Here is a 24,833-nt window from a genome sequence, read left to right as displayed (position 1 = left end):
GCCGCGCCTGTCGGCCGCGCCTGTCGGCCGCGCCTGTCGGCCGCGCCTGTCGGCCGCGCCTGTCGGCCGCGCCTGTCGGCCGCGCCTGTCGGCCGCTGCCCGCCGAGGCTTGCTGCCCGCTGAGGCTCGCCGCCTGTCGGCCGCTGAGGCCCGCCGGTCAGTGAGGGCCGCTGGCCGCTGAGGCCCGCCGGCGGTCAGCGCGGGGCGGGCCGGGGTGCGGGGCCGGTGCCGCCGACCCGCACCGCGACTGCCAGGAGCAGGGTGACCGCGGCGAGCCAGGTCGCCGGCACCGCCACCGGGCCGGGCCAGCGGGGCAGCGGCAAGGGCGGCAGGTCCTCGCCGAACATCGGCAGTGCCCAGCCGGTCAGCCGCCACACGGCGAGGGCCGTTACCAGGCCGAGCGTCCCGGCGGTCAGGACCAGCGCCGGATAGGCCCAGAGGCCGGCGAGACGCACGGCGCGGCCGTCGACGCCCTGGGCGCGCAGCGCGGCCCGGTCGGCGGCCCGGGCGGGTCGGGCGACGGCGGCGATCATGCCCAGCCCGACGGCGCCGAGCAGCAGCGCCAGGGCCCCCGCCAGGAGGTGGAACCACAGGCCGATGGCGGGGCCCTGGGCGTCGAGCCGGTCGCGGGTGGTCGCGAGGGACACGTCGCCGGTCACGACGAGACCCGCGCGGGCGAGGCGGGCGAGCACGTCGCCGGGCGCGTCGGCGCCGAGCCACACCTCGGGGCGCAGCGCGGTGCCGCCGTCGGTGGCGGCCCGGTCGGCGTACTCGAGATCGACGAGCGTGCCGGCGGAGCCGAGGCGGGGCAGCGCGTCGGCCCGGCCGGCGGTGAACACCCGGACCTGCTGCTCGTCCAGACCGGTGAGCCGCCCGTCGTCCGGCAGCCCGCCGGTCCCGACGACCGGCAGCGGGTATGGCGTGTCGACCGGCTGCAGCCAGCCGCCGCCGGCCCGGTCGGGCGAGAGGGTGAACCGCAGCCCGGCGCCGGTCGCGGTGACGCTCCCCCCGGTCGCCCGCCAGCGGGTCGCGTCGGCGAGCCCGGCGTCCGGCACCGGCGAAGCCCCGCCCGGTGAAGCCCCGCCCGGTGAAGTCCCGCCCGGTGAAGCCCCGCCCGCGGACGACGTGCCGCCCAGGCCGCGGAGGGTGACGCCGACGGTGATGCCGGTCGCGGTCTGGCGGTCCGGGGTCAGGCGCAGCGCGACCAACCGGCAGCCCTCGGCGCAGACGGAGGTGCGCACGCGGACGGTGTACGGCCCGTCGGCCAGCACCCCGGCGGCGGCCGAGATGGTGCCCCGGCCGGTGAGGGACGCGAGCACCGCGAAGAGCCGCACCGGCTCCTCCGGCCGCGCGCCGGACACGTCGATGTCGATCGTGACCTCCTGCCCGGTCACGACGATCGGCGGCCGGGCCGGCGGGTGCAGCACCTGGGCGACCCGTTTCGCGTCGAGGTCGCCGTACTCCGGCAGCCACTCGACGACCGAGGGCAGCCGCGCGGAGTCGACGGCGAGCTTCGGCGCCTCACCGGGTGCCCCGCCGGGCACGTGCGCGACAGCCATCGCGAAGCGCCCGTCCGGATCGGCGGAGCGGACGGCGTACAGGAGCTGCTGCCTGGACACGGGCACCACCGACACGACCCGTGGCGCGCCGGTGGTGATCCGGGCGGCGAGGTCGCGGTCCTGCCCGGCGACGTCGGCGCCGCTCACCGCGTAGCCGAGGACCGCGGTCGCCGTGACCAGCAGCAGGAGGATCCGCTGCGCGGCGGGGCGGCGGCCGAGCTGCAGGGCCGCGAGCGCGGTCCCGACCCGGCCCCGGGCGAGGGCGGCGCGGCCCACCGCGGCGGCGGCCGGCCCGAGCAGGCGCGCGCCGGCGGCGGCGAGGGTGAGGATGCTCAGCGCCGGGGCGAGCATGCCGACGCCGGACAGCCGGCCACCGGTCGCGAAGAGCTGCCCGACGGCGGCGGCGGTCAGCGCGGCCAGGACGACCTCGCCGGCCGGGAAGCCCGGGGCGCGCCGGCGGACCCGGCGCAGCAGGGCGGCGACCGGGCTCATCAGGTGCCGGCGTTGCGCGAGGGCCGCGACGAGGACGGCGCCGAGCGCGGCGGCCGCGGCCGGCCACAGCGCGCCCGCGTCGAACAGTGGCAGGCCGAGCCCCGGGAAGCGCCAGGCGACGAGCCCGCCGATGACGAGCCGGCCGGCGGCGCACCCGGCGAGGGCACCGGCGGCGATCGCGGCGACGGACTCGCCGAGCGCGAGGGTCCACCGGTGCCACCACCGCGTCCCGCGCAGCGCGACGACGGCGAGCTCCGTGCGCCGGCCCTCGGTGCCGTAGTCGACGGCGAGGTACAGCGCCAGGTACGCCAGCAGCACCAGCGGCACCGCGCCGACGGGCACGGTCTGCCGGGCGAGGGCGCGGCTGCGGTCGATGCGGTCGACGAGGTCCGGGATCCGGGTGGTGACGCCGAAACCGGCGCCGAGCCGGGCGGTCTCGTCCTTGAGCCGCGCCAGCCGGTCGCGCAGCGCGGCGCCGCCCGCCGGGTCGAACACCGGGACGCCGGCGGTCGCGTCGAAGGAGACGTTGCTCATCGCGGGTCGCATCACGGCGAACGTGGCGGCGTCGGTGAACACCGGCTCGGCGGCGCGGCCGAACGCGTCGAGGGCGAAGTAGTCGTGGCCGCCCCAGTACTCGTCGCGGGGCGCCGGCACGCGGTACACGCCGACGACGACCATCCGGACGGGCGGGCCGTCCGCGGTGTAGGCCGGGGCCCTGCCCTCCGGGTCGGGGTTGCTGACGGCGTACGTCACGGTGACCTCGTCCCCGGCGCCGAGGCCGAGCCGGCGCGCGCTCTGCTCGCCGAGGAGCACCTCGCCGGAGCCGATGAGGCACCGCCCGGCGACGACGGTCACGTGCGCGCAGACGTGCTGCCGGTAGGTGATCCAGGACGCCTCGCGCGGGCCCGGTTCGATGCCGACGGCGGGGAAGCGGGCGGAGTACACGTGGGTGAAGCCGGGCAGGTCGAGCAGGGCGTTGCCGACGTCGGCGAACTGGACCCGGCCGAGGCCCTCACCGCTGTCGACGGTCGCGTTGAGCGAGACGGTCCGCTCGCCGGCCTCGGCCGCGGCGACCTCGCCACGGACCACGGCGGCGTCGACGGCCGCCAGGTACGCGGGGACGGCGACGGCGGCGCCGACCGCGAGGAGCGACAGCACCGCGAGGGTGACCGCCTGCCCGCGCCGCGTCCGCAGCATCACCAGGATCAGCGTGATCATCGAGCGGCCCCCCGGATGGTTCGAGCCCATGACAGCAGCGCGCCGCACGACACCGCGCCGAGCACGGCGAGCGCGACGACCCCGGCGGCCGCGAGGGCCACGGGTTGGGACGGGTCGGGCGGCGCCAGGAGCCGCCAGTCGTCGATGAACACGACCACCGGCGCGCCGACGGCCCGCTGCGCGACGACCGCGGCGAGGAGGCCGCCGGCGAGGCCCACCCCGAGCAGGGCCGCCTGGCCGAGGATCCCGGCGCCGACCGCGTCGCGTGCGGGGAGGCCCTGGTGGCGCATCGCCCGCAGCTCCTGGCCGCGGACCCGGCGCTCGGCGGTCACCGCGACGGTCGCCGCGACCGCGGCCAGCAGCAGGCCGGCGCCGGCGGTCAGCAGCCCGAAGCGGGCGGCGAGGGCGGGCCCGTGCCCGGCGAGCCGGTCCCGCCGGGCGGCGACGCTGTCGGCGCCCGTGACCTCGACCCCGGCGGCGGCGAGCCGGGCGGTGAGCGCGGCGACCTCCGCCCGGGACGTGCCCTCGGCCAGCCACACCTCCAGCCGGGCGCCCGCGGTGCCGGGGACGCCGAGGGAGCGCTGCGCGGTGGCGAGGTCGACGAGCACGCCCGAGGCGCCGAGCGACGGCAGCAGCGCGACGGTGCCGACGACCCGGACCGGCACGTCCAGCCCGCCGAACATGGTCAGCGCCGGGTCGCCGTCGACCCAGGACTCCGGGGCGGGGCCAGCCAGGACGACCGGGACCGGCTGCGCGGAGTCGACCACCCACGCGTGGTTGTCACCGGCGCGCTGCCCGGCGGCGGGCGGCGGCGGGATCCGCAGCGTCAGCACGCCGTCGCGGGCGGCGACGATCATGCCGGCGCCGGTGGTGGTGGCCCGCCAGAAGCGCGGGTCGCCGAGCCGCGCGGCGTCCAGGACCGTGCCGGCGGGCCCGTCCTGCCGCAGCCCGCGGACGGTCAGCGCGGTCGCGACGAGCGGCAGCGTCGCGGTCAGCTCCGTCGCCGGCACCGGCCCGCCCGCGGCGAGGCGCGCCCCGAGCCAGCCGAGCAGCAGGCCGGGCGGCAGCGCCGCCAGCATCGGCGCCAGGTGCTGGCCGGCGGCGAGGCGCACGATCCGGCGGCGGGTGCCGCCGCGCAGCTTCAGCAGCGCCACGTCCGCCCGCCGGTCCTGCGCGGTGTGCCGGCCGACGACCGCGAGGGCCAGCCAGCACAGCATGATCGCCTGCAGCCAGCCGGCGAGGGCGCCCTCGCGGACCGCGGCCTTGTCCGCCGCGATGACGCCGAGCAGCTCCCCGCCGGGCGTGACGAGTTCGTAGCCGGCGGTGCGCAGCGTGTACCCGGCCTCGGCGAGACTGTCGGCGAAGGAGCCCGGACCCGCGGCGAGCCGTGGCGGCACCAGCGTCGTGTAGACCGCGGTCGCCCCGTTGAAGCGGACCCCGGCGAAGGCGTCCCGTGCCGCGAACACCGGGTCCAGGGTCTCCTCGCCCGCCTCGATCCGCCCGGGGCCGAACAGCGGGTCCGCCCAGTAGACGCCGCCCGGGTCGAGCAGCTCGTACGTGCCGGTGACGCGCAGCGGCAGGTCGGGCGCCGACGGCTGGGCGCGGACCAGCAGGTCCTGGCCGGCGTCGATGCCGAGGGTGGCGGCCGCGCGGCGGCTCAGCAGCACCTCGGACTCCCGTGCCGGGCACGCGCCGGTGATCCGCAGCCGGTCGCAGACGCCGTCGCGGTACGCCACCGGGGCCGTGCGGCCGAAGCCGCCGGTGCTGACCGTGAAGGTCTGGCGCAGCCCGAGGACCGGCTCGGCGTCGCGCAGCGGGAGCAGCCCCTCGACCTCGGTGCGGAACGCGGTGAGCGCGGCGGCCGGGTCGCCGTCGGTGGGGATGCTGCGGCGCACCGACAGCAGCCGCTGTGCGGGCGGTGCCGAGGCGAGGTCGGCGGCGGCGGTCCTGGCGGCCGCGGCGGCGGCGAACTGCGGCCCGGCGGCGGCGACCGCGCCCAGCAGTGTGGTCAGGACCAGCACGGCGACGCTCTGCGCCACCCTGCGCCGCAACGCGCCGAGCACCAGCCGAAACATCCGTCCCCCCGATCGCCGGCCGTCGATCACCGGCACATTACCGCCGCGGGCGACGGGATGGGAGAGCGCTTTCTCGATGATCACCGCCGGGGACGCCGGAGGGCGGCCACCGTGACCGGTGACCGCCCTCCGTGACGCGTGCCGTGCTCAGCCGAGGAGCTCGAGCTCCGCCAGCTGGGTTTCCGCGGCGCCGTGGTTGGCCGTGATCTGCAGCCGGTACCGCGAGTACGAGGTCCCGTTGTTGATCACGAACGCCCTGGTCTGCCGCCGGTCGACGAAGTCGATGTTGGTGCGGGTGTCGACCGTCGTCCAGTTCGTGCCGTCGTTGCTGCCCTGCAGGACCCAGTTCTTCGGGTCCCGGCCGGGCACGTCGTCGGCGGAGGTCAGCGTGTACTGCTTGACCGTCGCCGACGCGGTGAGCTGGCAGGTGATCGTGGCCGTGTTCGCGAACGCGAGCCACTTCGTCATCGACGTGTCGTCCACCAGCATGGCCCGGCCCTCGGCCGTGCCGTTCTCGGCGGTGACGGTGACCGTGCTGCCGGTCGCCTTGTCCTTCAGCTGGACCGGCGCGGCGGTGCCGGACGTCATCGACCCCGGGACGTCCGAGGCGCCGGTGCCCCACGACGACGGGTTCGGGCCCATCACGAAGTTCAGCGTGCCGCCGGCGGTGAGGTCCGCGTGCGTCAGGTAGTTCTTCGTGTAGTTCACGCCGTTGAGCGTGGCGCTCTGGATGTAGCGGTTGGTGTCGCTGACCCCGGGCGCGTTGACGACGAACGTGCGCCCGTTCTCCAGGGTCAGGGTCGTCTTCGGGTGCAGCGGCGCGCCGATGGTGTAGTCGGTCGAGCCCATCCGGGCCGGGTAGAAGCCGGCGGCGGAGAAGACGTACCAGGCGGACATCTCACCGTTGTCCTCGTCGCCGAGGTACCCGTTGCCGGTGCCGGCGCCCGAGTTGTAGAGCGTGGTCAGCACCTTGCGGACCTGGTTCTGCGTCTTGGCCGGGGTACCGGCGTAGTTGTACATGTACAGCATGTGGTGGATCGGCTCGTTGGAGTGCGCGTACTGACCCATGTTCGTGTCGTACGCCTCGGACATCTCGTGGATCGTCCCGCCGTAGCAGCCGGGCAGGAAGTCCCGCGACGCGGCGAGCACCGCGTCGATCTTCGCCGAGAGCTGGGCCTTGCCGCCGTAGAGGTTGGCCATGCCGTTCGGGTCCTGCGGCGCCGCGGTCGCGTAGTGCCACGCCGCGCCCTCGGTCCACTCGCAGCCCCACTCCTGCGGCTTGAAGTTCGCGTCGGTGGTGCGCCACGAGCCGTTGCTCTGCTTGCCGCGGAAGAACCCGACGGACGGGGAGAACAGGTTGGTGTAGTCCAGGGCCTGGTTGCGGAAGTACGCGGCGTCCTCGGTGTAGCCGAGTGCCTGGCCCATCTGCGCGATGCCGAAGTTGTTCACCGCGTCCTCCAGGGTCCAGGCCGCGGACTCGCCGAGCACGTCGGTCGCCACGTAGCCCTTGAAGACCGACGTCTGGATCGCCTTGCGTCCCTTGTTGCCGGCGCCGGAGTAGGTGCTCGCGTTCTTCACCATCGAGGCGTACGCCGCCTGGTAGTCGAAGTTGCGCACGCCCTTCATGTACGCGTCGGCGAACGCCAGGTCCTGGTTGGTGCCGACCATGATGTCGATCGAGCCCGGACCGGTCCAGCGCGGCGTCCAGCCGAAGTTCTTGTACGCGTTGACGATGCCGTCGAGCATCTCACCGGTCTTCGTCGGCGCGAGCAGCGTGTACAGCGGCCACACCGCGCGGGACGTGTCCCAGAAGCCGTTGTTCACGTACATCTGGCCGTCGTGCACCGTGTTGTCGTAGGGGCTGTGGTACTTGCGGACCCCGCCGACCATCTCGGAGCGGTTGTTCGGGTACATGAACGAGCGGTACATGTTCGAGTAGAACGTGGTCTGGTTGTCGGCGGTGGCACCCTCGATGCGGACCTTGCCGAGCGTGTTGTCCCAGATCGTCGCGGCCTCTTCGCGCACCGTGTCGAAGCTCTTGCTGCCGACCTCCTGGTTGAGGTTGGCGGTGGCCTGCGCGACGCTCATGAACGAGGTGCCGATCTTCAGGGTCACCTGCTCGTTGGCGGCGGTGGCGAAGCGCACCCAGCTGGTCGCGCCCTGGCCGGTGATGTTGCCCGACGCCGCGATCGCCTTGTCCGTGGTCGCCGAGACGTACATCGTCTGGCCGCGGTGGTTGATCGAGCCCTGGATCGTCCGGTTGGCGTTGTTGACCGTCAGCGACCCGGACGCGCTGTCGACGGTGTCGAACAGGATCACCGACTCCGCCGCCGAGGGGAACGTGAAGCGCATGACGCCGGCGTGGTCGGTCGGCGCGATCTCGGCCGTGATGCCGTAGGTGTCCAGGCGGGTCTTGTAGTAGTGCGCCTTCGCGACCTCGTTGGCATGGGTGAAGGTCGACTTGCGCGAGTCCGGCGTCGACTTCACCGCCCCGGTCATCGGCATGACCTGCAGCTGCGCGTAGTCACCGATCCACGGGCTGGGCTCATGACTGATCGCGAAGCCCTGCACGGTGGTCGCCTTGTACTCGTACAGCCAGCTGTCGTTGTTGCCGTTGGTCACCGGCGTCCAGAAGTTGAAGCCGTTCGGGACCGTGGTGCCGGGGAACGTGTTGCCCCGCGAGTAGCTGAAGCTGGAGTTGGAGCCGCGCCGGGTGTCGACGTAGTCCGACAGCCGGCTCGCCGTGCCGCCGTTGGCGAGGATCGAGATGTCGTCGAACCAGCCGCGGAACAGGCCCGTGTTCAGCGGCTGGTCGTAGGCGACCATGATCCGGTCGATCGTCTTGCCGGCCCGGACCGCGCCGATGTTCGACGTGACGTAGTTCCACGTGTCGAAGCTGAGGACCGAGCCGTTGCCCTGGAACGTCGGGTGCACCCGGACGCCGTGCTGGTCGACCGCGCCGGAGTCGCGCAGGTTGGTGCCGTCGGTGAACACCAGGTCGACCGCGACGTCGAGGTGCCCGCCGGACTGCGGGTACACCCAGTAGGACAGCGTGGTGGCCGCGCCGACCGGGATGTCGACGTCGAAGACCCGGTTGTACGAGAAGGACGTCGTCGCGCTCAGGTCGTTGCCGGAGTACAGCAGGGCGGTCGTCCCGGTGTGGGCCGTCCCGGTGCCCGGGATGCTCTCCATGCCGGTCAGCGAGCAGCAGTAGCCGCCGACGCCGTTGCTGTTCTCGACGCTGTTGGTCCAGGTGGGCTGCGGGTCGCCGGCCTCGAAGCCGGTGATGAAGTCGCCGGGCGCGGCCACGGCGGGTTCGGTGGTGACGGCGGCGCTGATCAGCCCGGCGGCGAGGGCGACCGCCGCGAACCAGGTGCGTCGCCTGGGGGTGCTGGACCGTCTTCTGCGGGGGTGGCGGAGGGTCATTGCGGCAACCTGCCGTTTCGGTGAGGGTTGTCTCGCGCCGCCCGTCGTCGACATGGTCAACGTTGTCAGCACGCGTGCCATCACCAGCCGTCGATGCCGGGCGGTGGCGTGCGCGCGCCTGGCGGGGCGGCGCCTTCTTCAGTGGACGGACTGCATGGGGCGGGGCGGGGTGGTGACGTCCATACGGAGATTCGCGCCGATATCGGGTTTTGTCAACTCTTGACAAATCGAGGCGGGCAAGGTTTCCGTGGGCTGTCACGGTTGGTGCCGCTGACCGTTCGGTCCGTGTGTCCGTCTGACGCGCGTCGATAGAATCCGCCGGTGCTGTACGTGTGGTGTCGGGGCTGCGGGTCACGCTGCCGTCCGCGACGCTGCCGCAGTGCTCGTCGCTCGCCGGCACCGGGTCGCCGCCGGTGAGCGGCAAGGTCGTGCTGCTCGTCAGTGGCGCCGGCACCCCGCTGTACTTCTACGAAGCGGCGTTGACGTTCCTCACCGACGGCACCTGGACCGTTCCGCTCGTCGTCATCGGCGACGAGGGGGACGCCGGCAAGGTGTTCACCCTGCACGCCGTGCAGGTCTCGGACGCGGTGGCCGCCGAGCTCAAGACGCACGACGGCACCCTCTATGCGACGAACGTGCTGCCGGGCCCGGAACTCGTGCGGTACGAGGTGACCCGCACGGCCGAGCCCGGCAGCTGTTAGCCCGTCACTGCTTGAGGAACACCTGGGCGGCGCTGCCGTTGCAGTCCCAGAGCTGGAGGCGGGCGCCGTTGCTCACCGAGCCGTTCGGGGAGTCGACGCAGCGGCCCGACTGCGGGTTGCGCAGGGAGCCGTCGGGCTGCGGGACGAACTGCTGGGCGCCGCCGCCGTTGCAGTCCCACAGCTCCAGCAGCGTGCCGTTGGCGGTGCCGTTGCCGGTCGCGTCCAGGCACCGGTTCAGGGTGCGCAGGGCGGTGCCGTCCCAGGTCCAGTGCTGGTCGACCGCGAAGGGCTGGCAGCCCCACAGCTGGACGGCCGCGCCGTTGCCGCCGGTGTCGTCGGCGGCGACGTCGACGCACTGGCCGGCCGGGCCGTTGACGAAGGTCGCGCCGGGCGAGCCGCCGCCGAGGCGGAAGACCTGCGCGCCGCTGCCGTTGCAGTCCCACAGCTGCAGCCGCGCGCCGTTGGCGGTGGAGCCGCTGGGGGAGTCGACGCACCGGCCGGACTGCGGGTTGCGCAGCGAGCCGTTGGTCTGCGGGACCCACTGCTGGGCGCCGCCGCCGTTGCAGTCCCACAGCTGCAGGACGGTGCCGTTGGCCGTGCCGTTGCCGGTCGCGTCCAGGCACCGGTTCAGGGTGCGCAGCGCCTGGCCGTCCCACGACCAGCGCTGGTCGACGGCGTTGAGCTGGCAGTCCCACAGCTGGATCGCGGAGGCGTTGCCGCCGGTGTCGTCGGAGGCGACGTCGACGCACTTGCCGCCGGGGCCGGTGATGTTGCGCCCGGGCGGCGGGCCGGCGGTGTTGAGCCGCTTCGACGCCGCGATCATCTGCTGGTTCGCGGCCCGGATCCGGGCGCCGTCGTACTTCAGGACCTGCCGGTCGTAGGTCCAGAAGCCGTTGACCTCGCCCTCGACGTCGAAGGGCTGCGTGTAGACCATCCCGGCGAGGCCGCGGGTGTAGACGAGGCCGAGCGCCTGCTGCTGGATGCTCACGAAGCGGTCGGTCGCCGACGTGCCGTTCGGGTGCGTCTCGTAGATGAAGTACCCGCCGTTCGGGCTGTACTCGTGGCCCGCCGAGCGCACGCCGAGGCCGCCGTACTCGCCGAGGACCGCGGTGCGGGTCGCCGTCGGGGTCGGTGAGTTCGGCCCGACGTACCAGTGCCAGTCCTGGATGTCGCCGTTGCCGGGGTCGCCCTTGGAGTTGCAGCAGTTGTAGCCGCTGTGCGGGTTGACCAGCCGGGTCGGGTCCTGGTTCTTGACGTTGTTGACGACCCGGGTGGTGTCGGCGAGGTTCCACTCGCCCCAGCCCTCGTTGAACGGCACGTACACGATGACGGCCGGCGAGGAGCGGTGCTCGTCGACGATCTGCCCGACCTCGGTCTCCCACTGCGCGTGCTGCGCCGCGGTGCCGGGCGCCTCGCCCATGCTCGGCATGTCCTGCCAGACCAGCAGGCCGAGGCGGTCCGCGTGGTAGAACCAGCGCTGCGGCTCGACCTTGATGTGCTTGCGGACCATGTTGAAGCCCAGGTCCTTGATCTTCTGCAGGTCGCCGGCGAGGGCCGCGTCGGTCGGCGCGGTGTAGAGCCCGTCGGGCCAGAAGCCCTGGTCGAGCACGCCGGTCTGGAGCACGAACTGCCCGTTGAGCGTCGGCACGAGCTTGCCGTTGACCACGGCCTTGCCGACCTCACGCATGCCGAAGTAGTGCATGGTGGAGTCCACGGTCGTCCCGGCGCCGTTGCGCAGCGAGAGCCGCAGGTTGTACAGGAAGGGATCGTCCGGCGACCAGCGGCGCGCGTTCGGCACCGGGACGGTGAACTCGGTGAAGCCGCCGGTCGCGGTGCCGACCACGGTCGTGCCGTCCATCGCCTCGGCGTAGACGGAGTGCCCGCTGACGTCGCCTCTGGTGAAGACCCGGATCCGCAACGTGTTGTTGGCGAGGTTGGGGTACAGGTCCGCGCTGAAGATCGACGACGTCGGCGTCGGCTCCATCCAGACGGTCTGCCAGATGCCCGAGGACGGCGTGTACATGATGCCGCCCGGGTTGCGCACCTGCTTGCCCCGGGCGATGTTGAGCCCCGGGGTGTCGGTGGGGTCGTAGGCGCGCACGATCAGCTCGTTGGTGCCGCCGTTGAGCTGCGGCGTGATGTCGAACTCGAAGCGGTCGTAGCCGCCGGTGTGGCCACCGACCTGCACGCCGTTGACCCACACGGTGGCCTGGTAGTCCACCGCGCCGAAGTGCAGCTGGACGCGCCGCCCTGCCCACGCCGCGGGCACGGTGAACGTCCGGCGGTAGAACAGGTACAGCCGGTTGTCGTTGGCGGCCCGCTTGATGCCGGACAGCGCCGACTCCACGGGGAAGGGGACGTTGACCCGCTCCGGCAGGGTCTGGCCGAAGACGGGGTTGTCGTTGGTGGTCGACTGGCGCAGCTGCCACTCACCGTTGAGGTTGAGCCAGTCGGGGCGGGTCATCTGCGGCCGCGGGTACTCCGGCAGGGGCTGGCCGGCGAGTGCCTGGTTGGTCCAGGGCGTGGTCAGCGGGGACGGCTGGGCGGGCGCGGCCACCGCGGGCGGTGCGGCGGACACCGCCGTCCCGAGGCCGAGCAGCGCGGCGAGGGCTGCGGTGAGCAGCCTTCGCCGGTGAATGGATGCGGGCATGGGGGGTCTCCTCCGGCTCTGCTGGGCGGGCAGGCATCGGTGCCAGTTGATGCGCATGCTAACGATGTCACACGCAAATCAACAGAACCGCTCAAGAAGTGGACACAAATCCACTGTGCGCATCATGGTCAAAACGACGGATCTTAAAGAAGGGTTAACAGCGCAACGCGATGACCTGCGCACATAGAGGTACTTCTTTTGTGAAAGAAACTTAACTGATACGCTCCCTGCCCATCGAACCGTCGATGTGGGAGGGCTCACCGATGAGAGCGCAACGTCGAACATTCGCCCTGATCGCCGGTGCGGCGGTGACGCTCGTGGCGGGCATGGTCATGGCCACGGTCACCACCGCCGAGGCCGCCAGCAACGCCGCCGCCGCGGTCACCTGCTCGGCGCCCGCCTGGGCCGAGGGCAACACCTACACGGCCGGGACCCAGGTCACCTACAGCGGCAAGCTGTACCAGGCCCTCGTCACCCACACCGCCTACGTCGGTGCCGGCTGGAACCCCGCCTCGACCCCGTCGCTGTGGAAGGACCTCGGTGCCTGCACCGGCGGGACGACCAGCCCGACGCCTTCGCGGACGCCCAGCACCAGCCCGACCCCGTCGCGGACGCCGAGCACCAGCCCGACCCCGAGCCGGACGCCGAGCAACAGCCCCAGCACGTCGACGTCGCCGGGCGGCAGCACCTGCGCGGTGAAGTCGCGGCCCGCCGGCAAGGTCCTGCAGGGCTACTGGGAGAACTGGGACGGCGCCTCCAACGGCGTGCACCCGGGCCTCGGCTGGATCCCGATCACCGACTCGCGCATCAAGCAGCACGGCTACAACGTGATCAACGCGGCCTTCCCGGTCATCCGCTCCGACGGCACCGTGCTGTGGGAGAACGGCATGGACGCCGGCGTCAAGGTGGCCACTCCCGCCGAGATGTGCGCGGCGAAGGCGGCCGGCGCGACGATCCTCATGTCGATCGGCGGCGCCGCCGCGGGCATCGACCTGAGCTCCAGCACCGTCGCCGACCGGTTCGTCGCGACGATCGTGCCGATCCTCAAGACCTACAACTTCGACGGCATCGACATCGACATCGAGACCGGCCTCACCGGCAGCGGCAACATCAACACGCTGTCCGCGTCGCAGGCGAACCTCATCCGGATCATCGACGGCGTGCTCGCCCAGATGCCGTCGAACTTCGGCCTGACGATGGCGCCGGAGACGGCGTACGTGACCGGTGGCAGCGTCACCTACGGCTCGATCTGGGGCTCGTACCTGCCGATCATCAAGAAGTACGTGGACAACGGCCGGCTGTGGTGGCTGAACATGCAGTACTACAACGGCAGCATGTACGGCTGCGCCGGTGACTCCTACTCCGCCGGCACCGTGCAGGGCTTCCAGGTGCAGACGAACTGCCTCAACAGCGGCCTGACCATCCAGGGCGTCACCATCCGGGTGCCCTACGACAAGCAGGTCCCGGGTCTGCCGGCGCAGGTCGGCGCGGGCGGCGGCTACATGAGCCCGTCGCTGGTGTCGCAGGCCTACAACACCTCGCTCAAGGGCCTGATGACCTGGTCGATCAACTGGGACGGCTCGAAGGGCTGGTCCTTCGGCGACAACGTGAAGGGCCTGCAGGGCCGCTAGCTCACCCCGCGGACGCGGCGGCCACCACGGCCGCCGCGATCCGCGCCAGGTCCTCGGCCGTCGTCACGTACGGCGGCATCGTGTAGACCAGATCCCGGAACGGCCGCAGCCACACCCCGTGCGCTGCGGCCGCCCGCGTCGCGGCGGCCATGTCGACCTCGTGGTCGAGCTGCACGACGCCGATCCCGCCGAGGACCCGTACATCGGCGACCCCGGCCAGGCCGCGTGCCTCGGCGAGGCCGTCGGTCAGGACCGTCTCGATCCTCTTGACGTCGCCCTGCCAGTCGCCCGCGAGGAGCAGGTCGACCGACGCCCCGGCGACCGCGCAGGCCAATGGGTTGGCCATGAACGTGGGGCCGTGCGCCAGCACCGGCACCGCCCCCTGCGAGATCCCGTCCGCCACCTCGGCGGTGCACAGGGTCGCGGCCAGGGACAGGTAGCCGCCGGTGAGCGCCTTGCCCACGCACATCACGTCGGGGCTGACGCCCGCGTGGCCGGCGGCGAACAGCGCGCCGGTGCGGCCGAACCCGGTGGCGATCTCGTCGAAGACCAGCAGCACGTCCGCGTCGCGGGTCGCGTCGCGCAGCACCCGCAGGTATTCCGGGTCGTGGAAGCGCATCCCGCCGGCGCCCTGCACGACCGGCTCGACGATGACCGCCGCGAGCTCGTGCGCGTGCTCGTGGATCAGCGCGGTGAGCGCCGCGGCGTAGGCCGGGTCGAACGCGGCCGGTGGCTCCGGGGCGAACACCTGCGCCGGCAGCACCCCGGTCCACAGGCTGTGCATGCCGCCCTCGGGGTCGCAGACCGACATGGGATGGAAGGTGTCGCCGTGGTACCCCCCGCGCCAGGTCAACAGGCGGCGCTTCGCCGGGCGGCCCAGGGAGCGCTGGTACTGCAGGCACATCTTGACCGCGACCTCCACCGACACCGACCCGGAGTCGCTGAAGAACACGTGCCGCAGCGGTCCGGGGGTCAGCTCGACGAGCCGCGCCGCGAGCGACACCGCGGGCTCGTGGGTGAACCCGCCGAACATCACGTGGCTCATCCGGCCGAGCTGGTCCGCGGCGGCCGCGTCGAGGACCGGGTGCCGGTAGCCGTGGATCGCCGACCACCACGAGGCCATGCCGTCGACGAGCTCGTCGTGGCCCTCGAAGGGCTCCGCCAGGCGGATCCGCACGCCTTCCGCGGAGGTCGCGACGAGCGGGACGCTCCGGCCGGGCATCGGCCCGTACGGGTGCCAGACATGGGCCCGGTCCAACGCCACCAGCTCTTCCACGCGCATGCCCCGACCCTATCCGCGGCCTGTCCGGCACCGGCGGGTGACACCGGCGCCGCCCGGCGGGACGACTGGTGGCAGGTTGGTACTCTGCGGCCTCCACCCGCTGATCCCACGAGGAGCCACGGTGCCGCGCTTACCGTTACGCATCACCGGTCTCAGGTCGCCGCATACCGGCCCACCGGCGAAGCGCTGATCGCAGCGCGGGGTCCGTCATGGACAGCGAGAGCACGGCGGTCCTGGCCACCGCCTCGAAGGTCGGCAGCGTCGAGGACCTCGCCGGGCTGCTGCGGCACCTGCGGCGGCGGCAGGCCCGGCGGCGCGGCGACCCGCCGCAGACCTACCGGGAGCTCGCGGCCCGCACCGGCTGGTCCCACGGCAGCATCGGGGGCTACCTGACCGGCAAGATCCTCCCCCCGGCGGACCGCTTCGACGTGCTCGTCCAGCTGCTCGATGCCGCACCCGAGGAGCTCGGCGCCCTCGCCGACGCCCGCGACCGCGTCGAGGGGCAGGGCCGGGCCGAGGAGCAGGGCCGGGCCGACGAGCAGGGCCGGGCCGACGAGCACGGCGCCGCCGGGCCGGACGACGAGCGCGACCCGTCCGTGCCGCGGCAGCTGCCCGCCGCGCCGGCCGTCTTCACCGGGCGGGGCGCGGCGATCGCGCGGCTCGACGCGGCCGTCGACGCCGGCACCGGCACCGTCGTCGTCATCGGCACCGCCGGGGTCGGCAAGACCGCACTGGCGGTGCACTGGGCGCACCGGGCCACCGGACGCTTCCCCGACGGCCAGCTGTACGTGAACCTGCGCGGCTTCGGGCCGGTCGCCGAGCTGACCGCCGACGAGACACTGCGGGCGTTCCTCACCGCGCTCGGCGTCGCACCCGACCAGGTCCCCGCCGAGCTGGACGCCAGGATCGGGTTGTACCGCAGCCTCCTGACCGCGCGCAGGGTCCTCGTCGTGCTCGACAACGCCGCCAACGCCGAACACGTCCGGCCGCTGCTGCCCGGCGGATCCGGCAGCCTCGCGCTCGTCACCAGCCGCAACCAGCTCGCCGGCCTCGTCGCCACCGGCGGCGCGGTGCCCGTGCCGCTCGACCTGCTCACCGCCGCAGAGGCGCGGCGGCTGCTCTCCACCCGGATCGGTCCGGCCCGGGTCGAGGCCGGACCCGCCGCCGTCGAGGCGATCGTCGAGGCCTGCGCCCGGCTGCCGCTCGCGCTGGTGATCGTGGCCGCCCGCGCCGCCGCGCACCCGGACCTGCCCCTCGACGTGCTCGCGGGGGAGCTGCGCGCCGGGCGGGGACGGTCCGCGATGCTGCGGGAGGCCGACGTACGGTCGGTGTTCGGCTGGTCGTACCAGCGGCTGAGCGCACCGGCGGCGACCCTCTTCCGGCTGCTCGCCCGCGCGCCGGGACCCGACGTCAGCCGGGCCGCCGCGGCCGCGCTCCTGCCGGACCCGGGCGACGCGTGGCGGGCCCTCGCCGAGCTGACCCACGCGAGCCTGCTGACCGAGCACGCGCCGGGCCGGTTCGCCGCGCACGACCTGCTCCGCGCGTACGCGGCCGAGCTGTCCGGCGCGATCGACGGGCCGGCCGGCCGGGACGCCGCGACGGCGCGGATCCTCACGCACTACCTGCACACCGCGCACACCGCCGCCCTGCTGCTCGACCCGCACCGCACACCGCTGCCCGGGGTGCCCCGGCAGGACGTCCCGCGCACCGAGGCGCAGGCGCTCACCTGGTTCACCGTGGAGCACCACACGCTGCTCGCCGCCGTTCGGGAGGCGGCGGCGACCGGGCACCACGCGCACGCGTGGCGGCTCGCCTGGACGCTCGTCGACCACCTCGACCGGCGCGGGCACTGGCCGGACCTGCTCGCCGTGCAGCGCATCGCGCTCGAGTCCGCGCAGCTGGCCGGCGACGCGGCCGGCGAGGCGGTCAGCGCGCACCAGCTCGGCCGGGCCTGCATCCGGATGGGCGACTACGACGCCGCCACCGCCCACCTGGAGCTGGCGCTGGACCGGTACGGGCGGATCGGCGACGACGCCGGACGGGCCCGCGTGCACGGCAACCTCGGCTTCATCGCCGACCGGCGGGCGCGCCCCCGCGACGCGATCGAGCACCTGCGGCGCTCGCTCGACCTGCTCCGCGCCACCGGCGACCAGGCCGGGCAGGGCGCGGCACTGGCGAACCTCGGCTGGTCTTACGCCGCGTCCGGCGAGCACCGCGAGGCCCTCGACCACTGCCATCAGGCCCTGCAACTGCAGCAGCGGATCGGGGACCGGACCGGCGAGGCGTACAGCTGGGACAGCATCGGCTTCATCCACCACCAGCTCGGCGAGTACGAGCCCGCCGCCGAGTGCTACCGGCAGGCCCTCGAGCTCTGGTGGGAGATCGGCGACCGCTACGGCGAGTCGGAGACCCACACGCACCTCGGCGACCTGCACCGGGCGGCGGGCGCCGAGGCGGAGGCGCGGACCTGCTGGCTCGCCGCCCTCGCGATCCTCGAGGACCTCGGCCACCCCGACGCGGAGCAGGTCCGCGGCCGCCTCGGCTGACCCGGGTCAGCCGCGGTCGGCGAGGTCGGCGCAGGTGGTCTCGTCCGGCAGGAACGGGCGGAACGTGACCTGCCACGACGACCCGGCGGAGCGCCACGGGGTGCGGCTGTTGGCCTTGCCGGCGGCGGCGAGGATCAGCGCGGCCTGCTCCCCGGTGGCGCTGACGCAGTGCACGCCGGGCCGGTCGGCATACGCCTCGCCGGGCAGCGCCGGGCCGGGCCAGTCCACCGGCTGCTGCGGCTCGACGCCCTGGTCGCCGCCCATCTCGGTCCACGGGGCGGCCACCGCCGCGATCCCGGCCGACGGGAACGGCTTCGACTCCGACACCGCGGCCTTGCCGAGCGTCGCCGGCAGGTCGGTGAGCGCCTCGACGAGCCGCTGCATGCGCTGGCGGGCGGCGCGGTGCGCCCCGGACAGCTCGTCCTCGCCGATGCCGAGCGCGGGGATGTCGCTGACCAGCTCGCCGGCGCCGGTGCGGACCATGATGTGGGTGGTGGGCGCGTCGGCGACGTTGGGCATGCCGAAGTCGGTCTCCTTGCCGACGCCGGCGTCGACGGCCCGGTCGACGAGCTTCGCCACGTCCGCGGTGCTGATCTGCTGCACCTGGACGTTCGGCAGGGCAGGAGCCGGGAAGATCTCGATCATCGGACCGTTGGTGACGACGCGGCCGTCGCCGTACACGCTGAGCGCCGGGACCTCGGTGACGGTCATCGCGACCGGGACCAGCCCACCGGCCACGTCGACACGAAGGACGAGGTCGTCGGGGGCATACGACACGCCGCCGCCGCCGGACGAGCCGCCGGACTGTCCGGCGGCGCAGCCGGCCAGCAGCACCAGCGGGAGGACCAGAGTGGCGGAGAGCGCGCGCAGCTGAGTCATACCCGGTCTGACGCGGCGAGCCACCCTCCGGTTCCGCCCCCGGGTGAGGTTCGCCCCCGGGCCGACGGGCAGTGCGCCACCATGCCACCAGTGAAGAGCACGACGACAGCGGCGAAACGGAAAGGTAGCAGCCAGCCATGGCTGCACCAGCAGGGCCGGGAGATCCAGCGGTTCGGGACCGTGCGGCAGTTCCCGGTCGCACTGTCCATGGACGCCAGGATGTACTCGTGCGAGCGGCTCAACCAGGTGCTCGCCGACACCCAGATCCTGTACTCCCTGTACAAGAAGCACCACTGGCTGATGCGCGGCCCGACCTTCTACCAGCTGCACCTGCTGCTCGACAAGCACGCCGGGGAGCAGCTGGAGCTCGTCGACGCGGTCGCCGAGCGGGTGCAGACCATGGGCGGGATCGCCGTCGGCGACCCCCGGCACGTCGCGGAGCTCACCCGCATCCCGCGGCCGCCGGACGGCGCCGAGGAGGTGCCGGCGATGCTGTCCCGCCTGCTGGAAGCGCACGAGATGATCCTGGTCGACGCGCACGAGGCCGCGGCGAAGACGGCCGCGGGGGGCGACGACGGCACCAATGACCTGCTCGTCTCCGAGGTGATCCGCACCGGGGAGCTGCAGGCCTGGTTCCTGGCCGAGCACCTGGTCGACACGCCGCTCGTCCGGACGGAGGAAGGCACCAAGACCAGACGTTGATGAAAGGGGATACCGTGTCGGCGTGACGAGGCAATCCGACTCGCAGTTGGGCGTCGACCTGGGGACCACCCACACGGTTGCGGCGCTGACCTCTGCCGACGGTCGCAGCCAGCCCCTGTTGTTCGACGCGAGCTTCCTGCTGCCGTCGTCGGTGTTCGCCGAGGTCGACGGGCACCTGCTCACCGGCAAGGACGCCGAGCGCAGTGCCCGGCTCGACCCCAGCCGCTTCGAGCCCAACCCGAAGCGCCGCATCGACGACGGCACGGTGCTGCTCGGCTCCCGCGAGTATCCGGTGTCGGACCTGCTCGCGGCCGTCCTGCGGCGCACCGCCGACGAGGCGTCGCGGGTGCTCGGCATCATGCCGGTGCGCACCGTGCTGACCTACCCGGCCAACTGGGCGACCCACCGCCGGTCCGTCCTCGCCGACGCCGCCGCGCGCGCCGGCATGCCCGCGCCGATCCTGGTGCCGGAGCCGATCGCGGCCGCCGCCTACTTCACCACCGTCATGGGACGGCAGATCCCGCCCGGCGGGGTCCTGGTGGTGTACGACTTCGGCGGCGGCACCTTCGACACCTCCGTCCTGCGCCGCCGCCCCGACGGCGGCTGGGACGTCCTGGCCAGCGACGGCCTGCCCGACGTCGGCGGCGTCGACCTCGACGCGGCCATGACCGGCCTCATCGGCGAGTCGCTGACGATGGCCGACCCCGACAAGTGGCGGCAGCTGACCGACCCGTCCGACGACATCTCCCGGCGCCGCAGCTTCCTGCTCCGCGAGGACGTGCGCACCGCCAAGGAGCAGCTGTCGCGCACCTCGTCCGCGGGCGTGCACGTGCCGCTCTTCGAGGTCGACCTGCACGTCACGCGGGCGGAGTTCGAGCAGGTGTCGCGGCCGTACCTGCAACGCACCGTCGACCTGACGGCCAACACCCTGCAGCGCGCCGGGGTGCGCCCCGACCAGATCTCCGGGATGTTCCTCGTCGGCGGGTCGAGCCGGATCCCGATGGTCAGCACGCTGCTGCACCAGCGGCTCGGCGTCGCCCCGACGATCATCGAGCAGCCGGAGCTGGTGGTGGCCCTGGGCAGCGCGATCGCCGCGATGCCCAGCCGCCCCGCGCCCGCGGCGGGACCGCACGCCGGACCGCAGTCCAGCCCCCGCCTGCCGGGGATGGGCGCCCCGATGACCGCTCCCATGACCGCACCGGTCTCCGGGCCGGCGGGCATCGGTGCCGCGGCCTCGACGGGCGCACCGCCGATGACGGCGCCCATGTCCGCCCCGGTGCCGGGCTCGATCTCCCCGGCCGGGACGCCCGCGGCGCCGTCGTCGCCGCCCACGTGGATCGGTGGCCTGCCGCCGGCGACGGGCGCCCCGGTGTCCGCCCCGCCGAGCGCGTTCCCGCAGAGCGGCCCGCCCGCCAGCGCCCCCGGTGGTTACCCCGCCGGCGCTCCAGGCTTCGCCCCGCCCGGCGGTGCTCCGGGTTTCGCTCCGCCCGGCGGCGCTCCGGGTTTCGCTCCGCCCGGCGGCGCTCCGCAGGGTTTCGGTGCGGCGGCGGCCGGGGGAGCGGGCGGGGCCGCGTTCGGCAGCCAGCCACCGGCGACCGCCCAGTTCGGGCACGTCGGCAACGCCGCCACGCCCGGCGGCCCGCCCGGCGGCGCGCCGTTCGGCCCGCCCCCGCCGCGGCCGGGCAGCACCGGCGCCAAGCCCGCGCTCGTCATCGGCATCGCGATCGCCCTCGTGCTGCTGCTGTCGATCGGCGGCGTCGTCACCTACCAGGCCGTGAGCAACGACAAGACCGTCGACACCCCCACCGTCGCCACCGGCGGCAACGGCAACCGCGGCACCGGGGGCGGCGGCAACACAGCCGACCCGGCCAGCACCAAGGACGCCAAGCCGGGCGCGAAGCAGCAGACCGTCGAGATCAACAAGGCCGTCTGGTACGGCCAGGTCAAGCTCACCTTCGCCAAAATCGTCTACGACGCCGACGCCGACGACGACCCGCTGGTCGCCGAGGTACAGATGGAGAACCTCGGCGACGACACCGTCCAGTCCTACGGCGTCCGCTCGGCGTTCCAGATCGACGGGCAGGAGTACTCGGGCTCGTTCAAGGAGACGTCCCAGGTCTCCGGCGGCCAGAAGAGCAACTTCCACATCGCGTTCGCCGTCTACGACCCGATCAAGGCCAGCATCGGCACCGGCACCATCCTCGTCGGCGACGGCAAGACCGCCCAGGCCAAGATCCCGCTCGGCGGCGGCGAGGTCGTCGCCTACGAGCCGGTCAACGTCCTCAAGGACAAGAAGCTCACCATCCACGACCTCGAGGTCTCGTTCACGACCTGCGACGTGCGCGGCGGCTTCCTGGACTACAACGGCCAGGCCCTCAAGGACAACCGGGTCCTGACCTGCAAGCTCGACATCCGCTTCAACGGCAAGGGCAGCCAGTACATCGGCGCCGAGCACTTCCGGCTCGGCCTCCCCGACGGCACCGAGGTCGCCCCGAAGACCGCCCCGAACGAGGCGATGTCGGCCGGCTCGGAGAACCTGGCCCCCGCCCGCAACCTCGGCTTCCAGTTCAAGTACGTGCCCGGCACGTACAAACTGCGCGTGGTCGACATCGAGGGCGACGCCAGAAAACCGTCCGACGTGGCCGAACTGGACGTGGTCGTCAAGTAACCGGCCCGTTCGTCTCTCAGCACCGGAGCGGTGGTCCGCGGACCACCGCTCCGGTTCACGAGAACCCGCGAAGGCCCACCAGCGCCAGGGTGCGCCCCGCGGACGTCGGCCACCGCCGACCGCAGTGTCTGCGACCGGTCGACTCTTGACGGCCGGCCCGTCGCGCCCTTTCCTCATGATCCGGAAGGGTTTGTGTAGCCAGGGGTGCACAAGGTCTTCCGGATCACGGAACCCACCCAGCCCAGCCGGCGGCCAGCGGCCAGCGGTGAAACCCATGATCCGGAAGAGATTTCGTCGCCCTGGCGACCAAAAGTCTTCCGGATCATGGGAAACGCGGCGGCGAGCCACCGGGGATGGCACGCGGATGCGTAGGAAGCTGCCGCGCGCTCTGCGCGCTGGCAGTGCGTCGCGCAGCGGCGCATTGGGGGGTCCGGGGGTGAGAATCCCCCCGGCGGGACCCGCGCGGAGCGTGGGGCAGCGAGCCAATCGCCGAAGGCGACACAGCGGGTAACAGCACCAGCGCGGAGCGTGGGGCAGCGAGCCCATCGCCGAAGGCGACACAGCGGGAAACAGCGGGTAACAGTTCTTCTAGCGGGCGCCGCCGTTGACGTAGAGGGTTTGGCCGGAGACGTAGGAGGCTTCGTCGCTGGCCAGGAAGGCGATGACGGAGGCCACCTCCTCGGGGCGGCCGACCCGGCGCAGCGGGGTGCGTGCGGCGACCTCCTTCTGGTGGTCCTCCGGGGTGCTGCCGACGCGGGTGGCGGTGGCGGCGGTCATCGCGGTGGCGATGTACCCGGGTGCGACGGCGTTGACGGTGATGCCGAAGGGGCCGAGCTCGATCGCCAGGGTCGCGGTGAGGCCCTGGACACCGGCCTTCGCCGCGGCGTAGTTGACCTGGCCGCGGGCGCCCAGCGCGGAGCGGCTGCTGAGGTTGACGATCCGGCCGGAGCGGGCCGGCACCATGTGCCGCTGCGCGGCCTGGCAGCACAGGAACATGCTGGTCAGGTTGGTGGTGAGCACCGACTCCCACTCCTGGGCCGGCATTTTGAACAGCAGGTTGTCGCGGGTGATGCCGGCGTTGTTGACGAGGATGTCGAGGGAGCCGAGGTCCTCGACGACGGCGTCGAACGTGCGGTCGACGGCGCTCTGGTCGGTGACGTCGCAGCTGTACGCCGTTCCGACGCCGCCGGGGACGCGGCCGGCGTCGAGGTCGAGCAGGGCGACCGTCGCGCCCTGCGAGGCGAGCAGTTGTGCGGTGGCGAGCCCGATGCCCTGGGCCGCGCCGGTGACGACGGCGGTCTTGCCGGCGAATCTGGACATGGTCACCTTTCGACGAGGACGGCGGAGCCCTGCCCAACGCCGACGCACATGGTGGCGAGGCCGCGGGTGGCGCCGGTGCGGCGCATGCGGTGCAGCAGGGTGGTCAGGATGCGGGCGCCGGAGCAGCCCAGGGGGTGGCCGAGCGCGATCGCCCCGCCGGAGGGGTTCACCAGTGCGGGGTCGAGCCCGAGCTGGTCGGTGACGGCGAGTGCCTGCGCGGCGAAGGCCTCGTTGAGCTCGGCGGACTGCACGTCGCCGAGCTTCCAGCCGCTGCGGGCGAGGACCCGGGCGGTGGCGGGGACGGGGCCGATGCCCATCACGTCGGGGTGCACGCCCGCGGAGGCGCCGGCGACGTACCGGCCGAGCGGCTCCAGCCCGAGGTCGCGCAGCGCGTCCTCGCTGGCCAGGAGCAGGCCGGCGGCGCCGTCGTTGAGCGGGGAGGAGTTGCCGGCGGTGACGGTGCCGCCCGCCTTGAAGACCGGTTTGAGGTTGCCGAGCTTCGCCAGGCTCGTGTCGGCGCGGATGCCCTCGTCAACAGTGACGTCGCCGACCGGAACGATCTCGTCGGCGAAGTGGCCGGCGTCCCGGGCGGCGGCGGCGAGCTGGTGGCTGCGCAGCGCGAACGCGTCCTGCCGCTCGCGGGTCACGCCGTGGCGGGCGGCGACCTCCTCCGCGGTCTCACCCATGCTGAGCACGCCGTGCAGGTCCTGCATGGCCGGGTTGGTCAGCCGCCAGCCGAGCCGGGTGTCGGCGAGCGCGAGAACATGAGGCAGGCCGTCGTCGGGGCGGGGGAGCACGAACGGCGCCCGGCTCATCGACTCGGACCCGCCGGCGACGACGACGTCGGCCTCCCCGGCGGCGATGGTCCGGGCGGCGACGGTGACCGCCTCCATGCCCGACGCGCAGAGCCGGTTGACGGTGGCGCCGGGCACCGAGTCGGGCAGCCCGGCGAGCAGGACGGCCATCCGGGCGACGTTGCGGTTGTCCTCGCCGGCCTGGTTGGCAGCGCCCCAGTAGACCTCGTCGACGCGGGCCGGGTCGATGCCCTCGACCAGGGTCCGGATCACGGTGGCGGCGAGGTCGTCGGGGCGGACATGGCTGAGGCCGCCGCGCAGCTTCCCGATGGGGGTCCGCCGCGCGGCGGCGAAGTAGACGGCACGCATGCCCTTAAACTAACACTGTTAGTCAGGCAGTTGTAGGCTCCGCTCCCTGGACGGCCCGCCACAGCCAGATGCCGGAGGCGCGGCGGGACAGCAGGCCCGTGACGCGGTACGGGAACGGGGTGACCGACCCGTCCGGCAGGTGCTCGAACCCGTCCGCCTCGGCCAGGACGAACGCGCCGCCCGGCACCGTGTGCACTGTCGCCGCGGTCGCCTGCCAGCTGTAGGACTCCGGCCGGGTGAAGAGCTCCTGGAAGAGCTTCTCGACCTCGGTCCGCCCGGTGGCCGACTCGCCCGCCTCGCTGCCCACGTACGTGATGTCGTCGTCGGGCACGTAGCACGCCAGTACACCGGCGACATCCTGCGACAGGAAGGCCATCCCCAGCCTGTCCACCATCTCGATCGGATCACTCATGCCGCCACCTCCGCTGCGCTCCGGCGTCGGCCTGAGCCAGGGCTGTCATATGATTCGCGGCCCGAGTCGCTGCGCTGGCCGCTCATGCCGCCACCTCCGCTGCGCTCCG

14 protein-coding genes are annotated in these 24,833 nt (G+C 73.3%); 5 read left to right on the top strand and 9 right to left on the bottom strand.

Annotated features, from left to right (window positions below; translation table 11 throughout):
* Nucleotides 1-194: 194 nt before the first annotated feature.
* The 3 genes from ACZ6TV_RS15335 to ACZ6TV_RS15325 all read right to left on the bottom strand — a co-directional run bounded on the left by ACZ6TV_RS15335 (nt 195) and on the right by ACZ6TV_RS15325 (nt 8,770).
* Nucleotides 195-3,269, bottom strand: a complete 3,075-nt coding sequence (locus tag ACZ6TV_RS15335; RefSeq protein ID WP_465297789.1) for a hypothetical protein — start codon at nt 3,267-3,269, stop codon at nt 195-197.
* Nucleotides 3,266-5,344: a hypothetical protein gene (locus ACZ6TV_RS15330; RefSeq protein WP_465297788.1), complete on the bottom strand. Its 2,079-nt coding sequence runs from the start codon at nt 5,342-5,344 to the stop codon at nt 3,266-3,268. Before ACZ6TV_RS15330 ends, ACZ6TV_RS15335 begins: the two co-directional genes overlap by 4 nt.
* Nucleotides 5,345-5,491: 147 nt before the next feature.
* A complete protein-coding gene (locus tag ACZ6TV_RS15325; protein WP_465297787.1) occupies nt 5,492-8,770 on the bottom strand; it encodes a GH92 family glycosyl hydrolase in 3,279 nt (1,092 codons plus the stop codon).
* Nucleotides 8,771-9,105: 335 nt separating this feature from the next.
* Here ACZ6TV_RS15325 and ACZ6TV_RS15320 point away from each other — a divergent pair, with 335 nt between their 5' ends.
* On the top strand, nt 9,106-9,471 hold the full coding sequence (locus ACZ6TV_RS15320) for a hypothetical protein (protein ID WP_465297786.1): 366 nt from the start codon (nt 9,106-9,108) through the stop codon (nt 9,469-9,471).
* A gap of 4 nt (nt 9,472-9,475) precedes the next feature.
* On the opposite strand, the gene ACZ6TV_RS15315 is transcribed toward ACZ6TV_RS15320, so the two are convergent.
* Nucleotides 9,476-12,121 carry a ricin-type beta-trefoil lectin domain protein gene (locus ACZ6TV_RS15315; protein WP_465297785.1) on the bottom strand — a complete coding sequence of 882 codons (2,646 nt, stop codon included), beginning with the start codon at nt 12,119-12,121 and terminating at the stop codon, nt 9,476-9,478.
* Between the two features lie 263 nt (nt 12,122-12,384).
* On the opposite strand from ACZ6TV_RS15315, the gene ACZ6TV_RS15310 reads away from it, so the two are divergent.
* On the top strand, nt 12,385-13,752 hold the full coding sequence (locus tag ACZ6TV_RS15310; protein ID WP_465297784.1) for a carbohydrate-binding protein: 1,368 nt from the start codon (nt 12,385-12,387) through the stop codon (nt 13,750-13,752).
* A gap of 1 nt (nt 13,753) precedes the next feature.
* Here ACZ6TV_RS15310 and ACZ6TV_RS15305 read toward each other — a convergent pair whose 3' ends face one another.
* Nucleotides 13,754-15,034 (bottom strand): adenosylmethionine--8-amino-7-oxononanoate transaminase, encoded by a 1,281-nt coding sequence (locus ACZ6TV_RS15305; RefSeq protein ID WP_465297783.1) that lies wholly within the window; start codon nt 15,032-15,034, stop codon nt 13,754-13,756.
* Between the two features lie 209 nt (nt 15,035-15,243).
* Between ACZ6TV_RS15305 and ACZ6TV_RS15300 the strand changes: the two genes are divergently transcribed.
* The gene (locus ACZ6TV_RS15300; protein ID WP_465297782.1) at nt 15,244-17,580 is read left to right on the top strand and encodes a tetratricopeptide repeat protein; all 2,337 of its coding nucleotides are present in this window, start codon (nt 15,244-15,246) and stop codon (nt 17,578-17,580) included.
* 6 nt (nt 17,581-17,586) lie between these two features.
* On the opposite strand, the gene ACZ6TV_RS15295 is transcribed toward ACZ6TV_RS15300, so the two are convergent.
* Nucleotides 17,587-18,459 (bottom strand): hypothetical protein, encoded by an 873-nt coding sequence (locus ACZ6TV_RS15295; RefSeq protein ID WP_465297781.1) that lies wholly within the window; start codon nt 18,457-18,459, stop codon nt 17,587-17,589.
* Nucleotides 18,460-18,549: 90 nt separating this feature from the next.
* Between ACZ6TV_RS15295 and ACZ6TV_RS15290 the strand changes: the two genes are divergently transcribed.
* Both ACZ6TV_RS15290 and ACZ6TV_RS15285 read left to right on the top strand, forming a co-directional pair.
* Nucleotides 18,550-19,161 (top strand): Dps family protein, encoded by a 612-nt coding sequence (locus ACZ6TV_RS15290; RefSeq protein WP_465297780.1) that lies wholly within the window; start codon nt 18,550-18,552, stop codon nt 19,159-19,161.
* Between the two features lie 22 nt (nt 19,162-19,183).
* Nucleotides 19,184-21,829, top strand: coding sequence for an Hsp70 family protein (locus ACZ6TV_RS15285; RefSeq protein ID WP_465297779.1), 2,646 nt, complete (start codon nt 19,184-19,186; stop codon nt 21,827-21,829).
* A gap of 588 nt (nt 21,830-22,417) precedes the next feature.
* Here ACZ6TV_RS15285 and fabG read toward each other — a convergent pair.
* From fabG to ACZ6TV_RS15270, 3 genes are read right to left on the bottom strand one after another with little or no spacing between them, the layout of a single operon-like run.
* Entirely contained in the window at nt 22,418-23,149 is a 732-nt protein-coding gene (gene fabG, locus ACZ6TV_RS15280) for a 3-oxoacyl-ACP reductase FabG (RefSeq protein WP_465297778.1), read from the bottom strand.
* Nucleotides 23,150-23,151: 2 nt separating this feature from the next.
* Complete coding sequence (locus ACZ6TV_RS15275; RefSeq protein WP_465297777.1) at nt 23,152-24,312, bottom strand: thiolase family protein; 1,161 nt, start codon at nt 24,310-24,312, stop codon at nt 23,152-23,154.
* 22 nt (nt 24,313-24,334) lie between these two features.
* Nucleotides 24,335-24,724, bottom strand: coding sequence for a YybH family protein (locus ACZ6TV_RS15270; RefSeq protein WP_465297776.1), 390 nt, complete (start codon nt 24,722-24,724; stop codon nt 24,335-24,337).
* Between the last annotated feature and the right edge of the window lie 109 nt (nt 24,725-24,833).

This window comes from Dactylosporangium sp. NPDC051087 (genome assembly GCF_055586325.1).
This window is presented reverse-complemented; position numbering and strand designations above follow the sequence as displayed.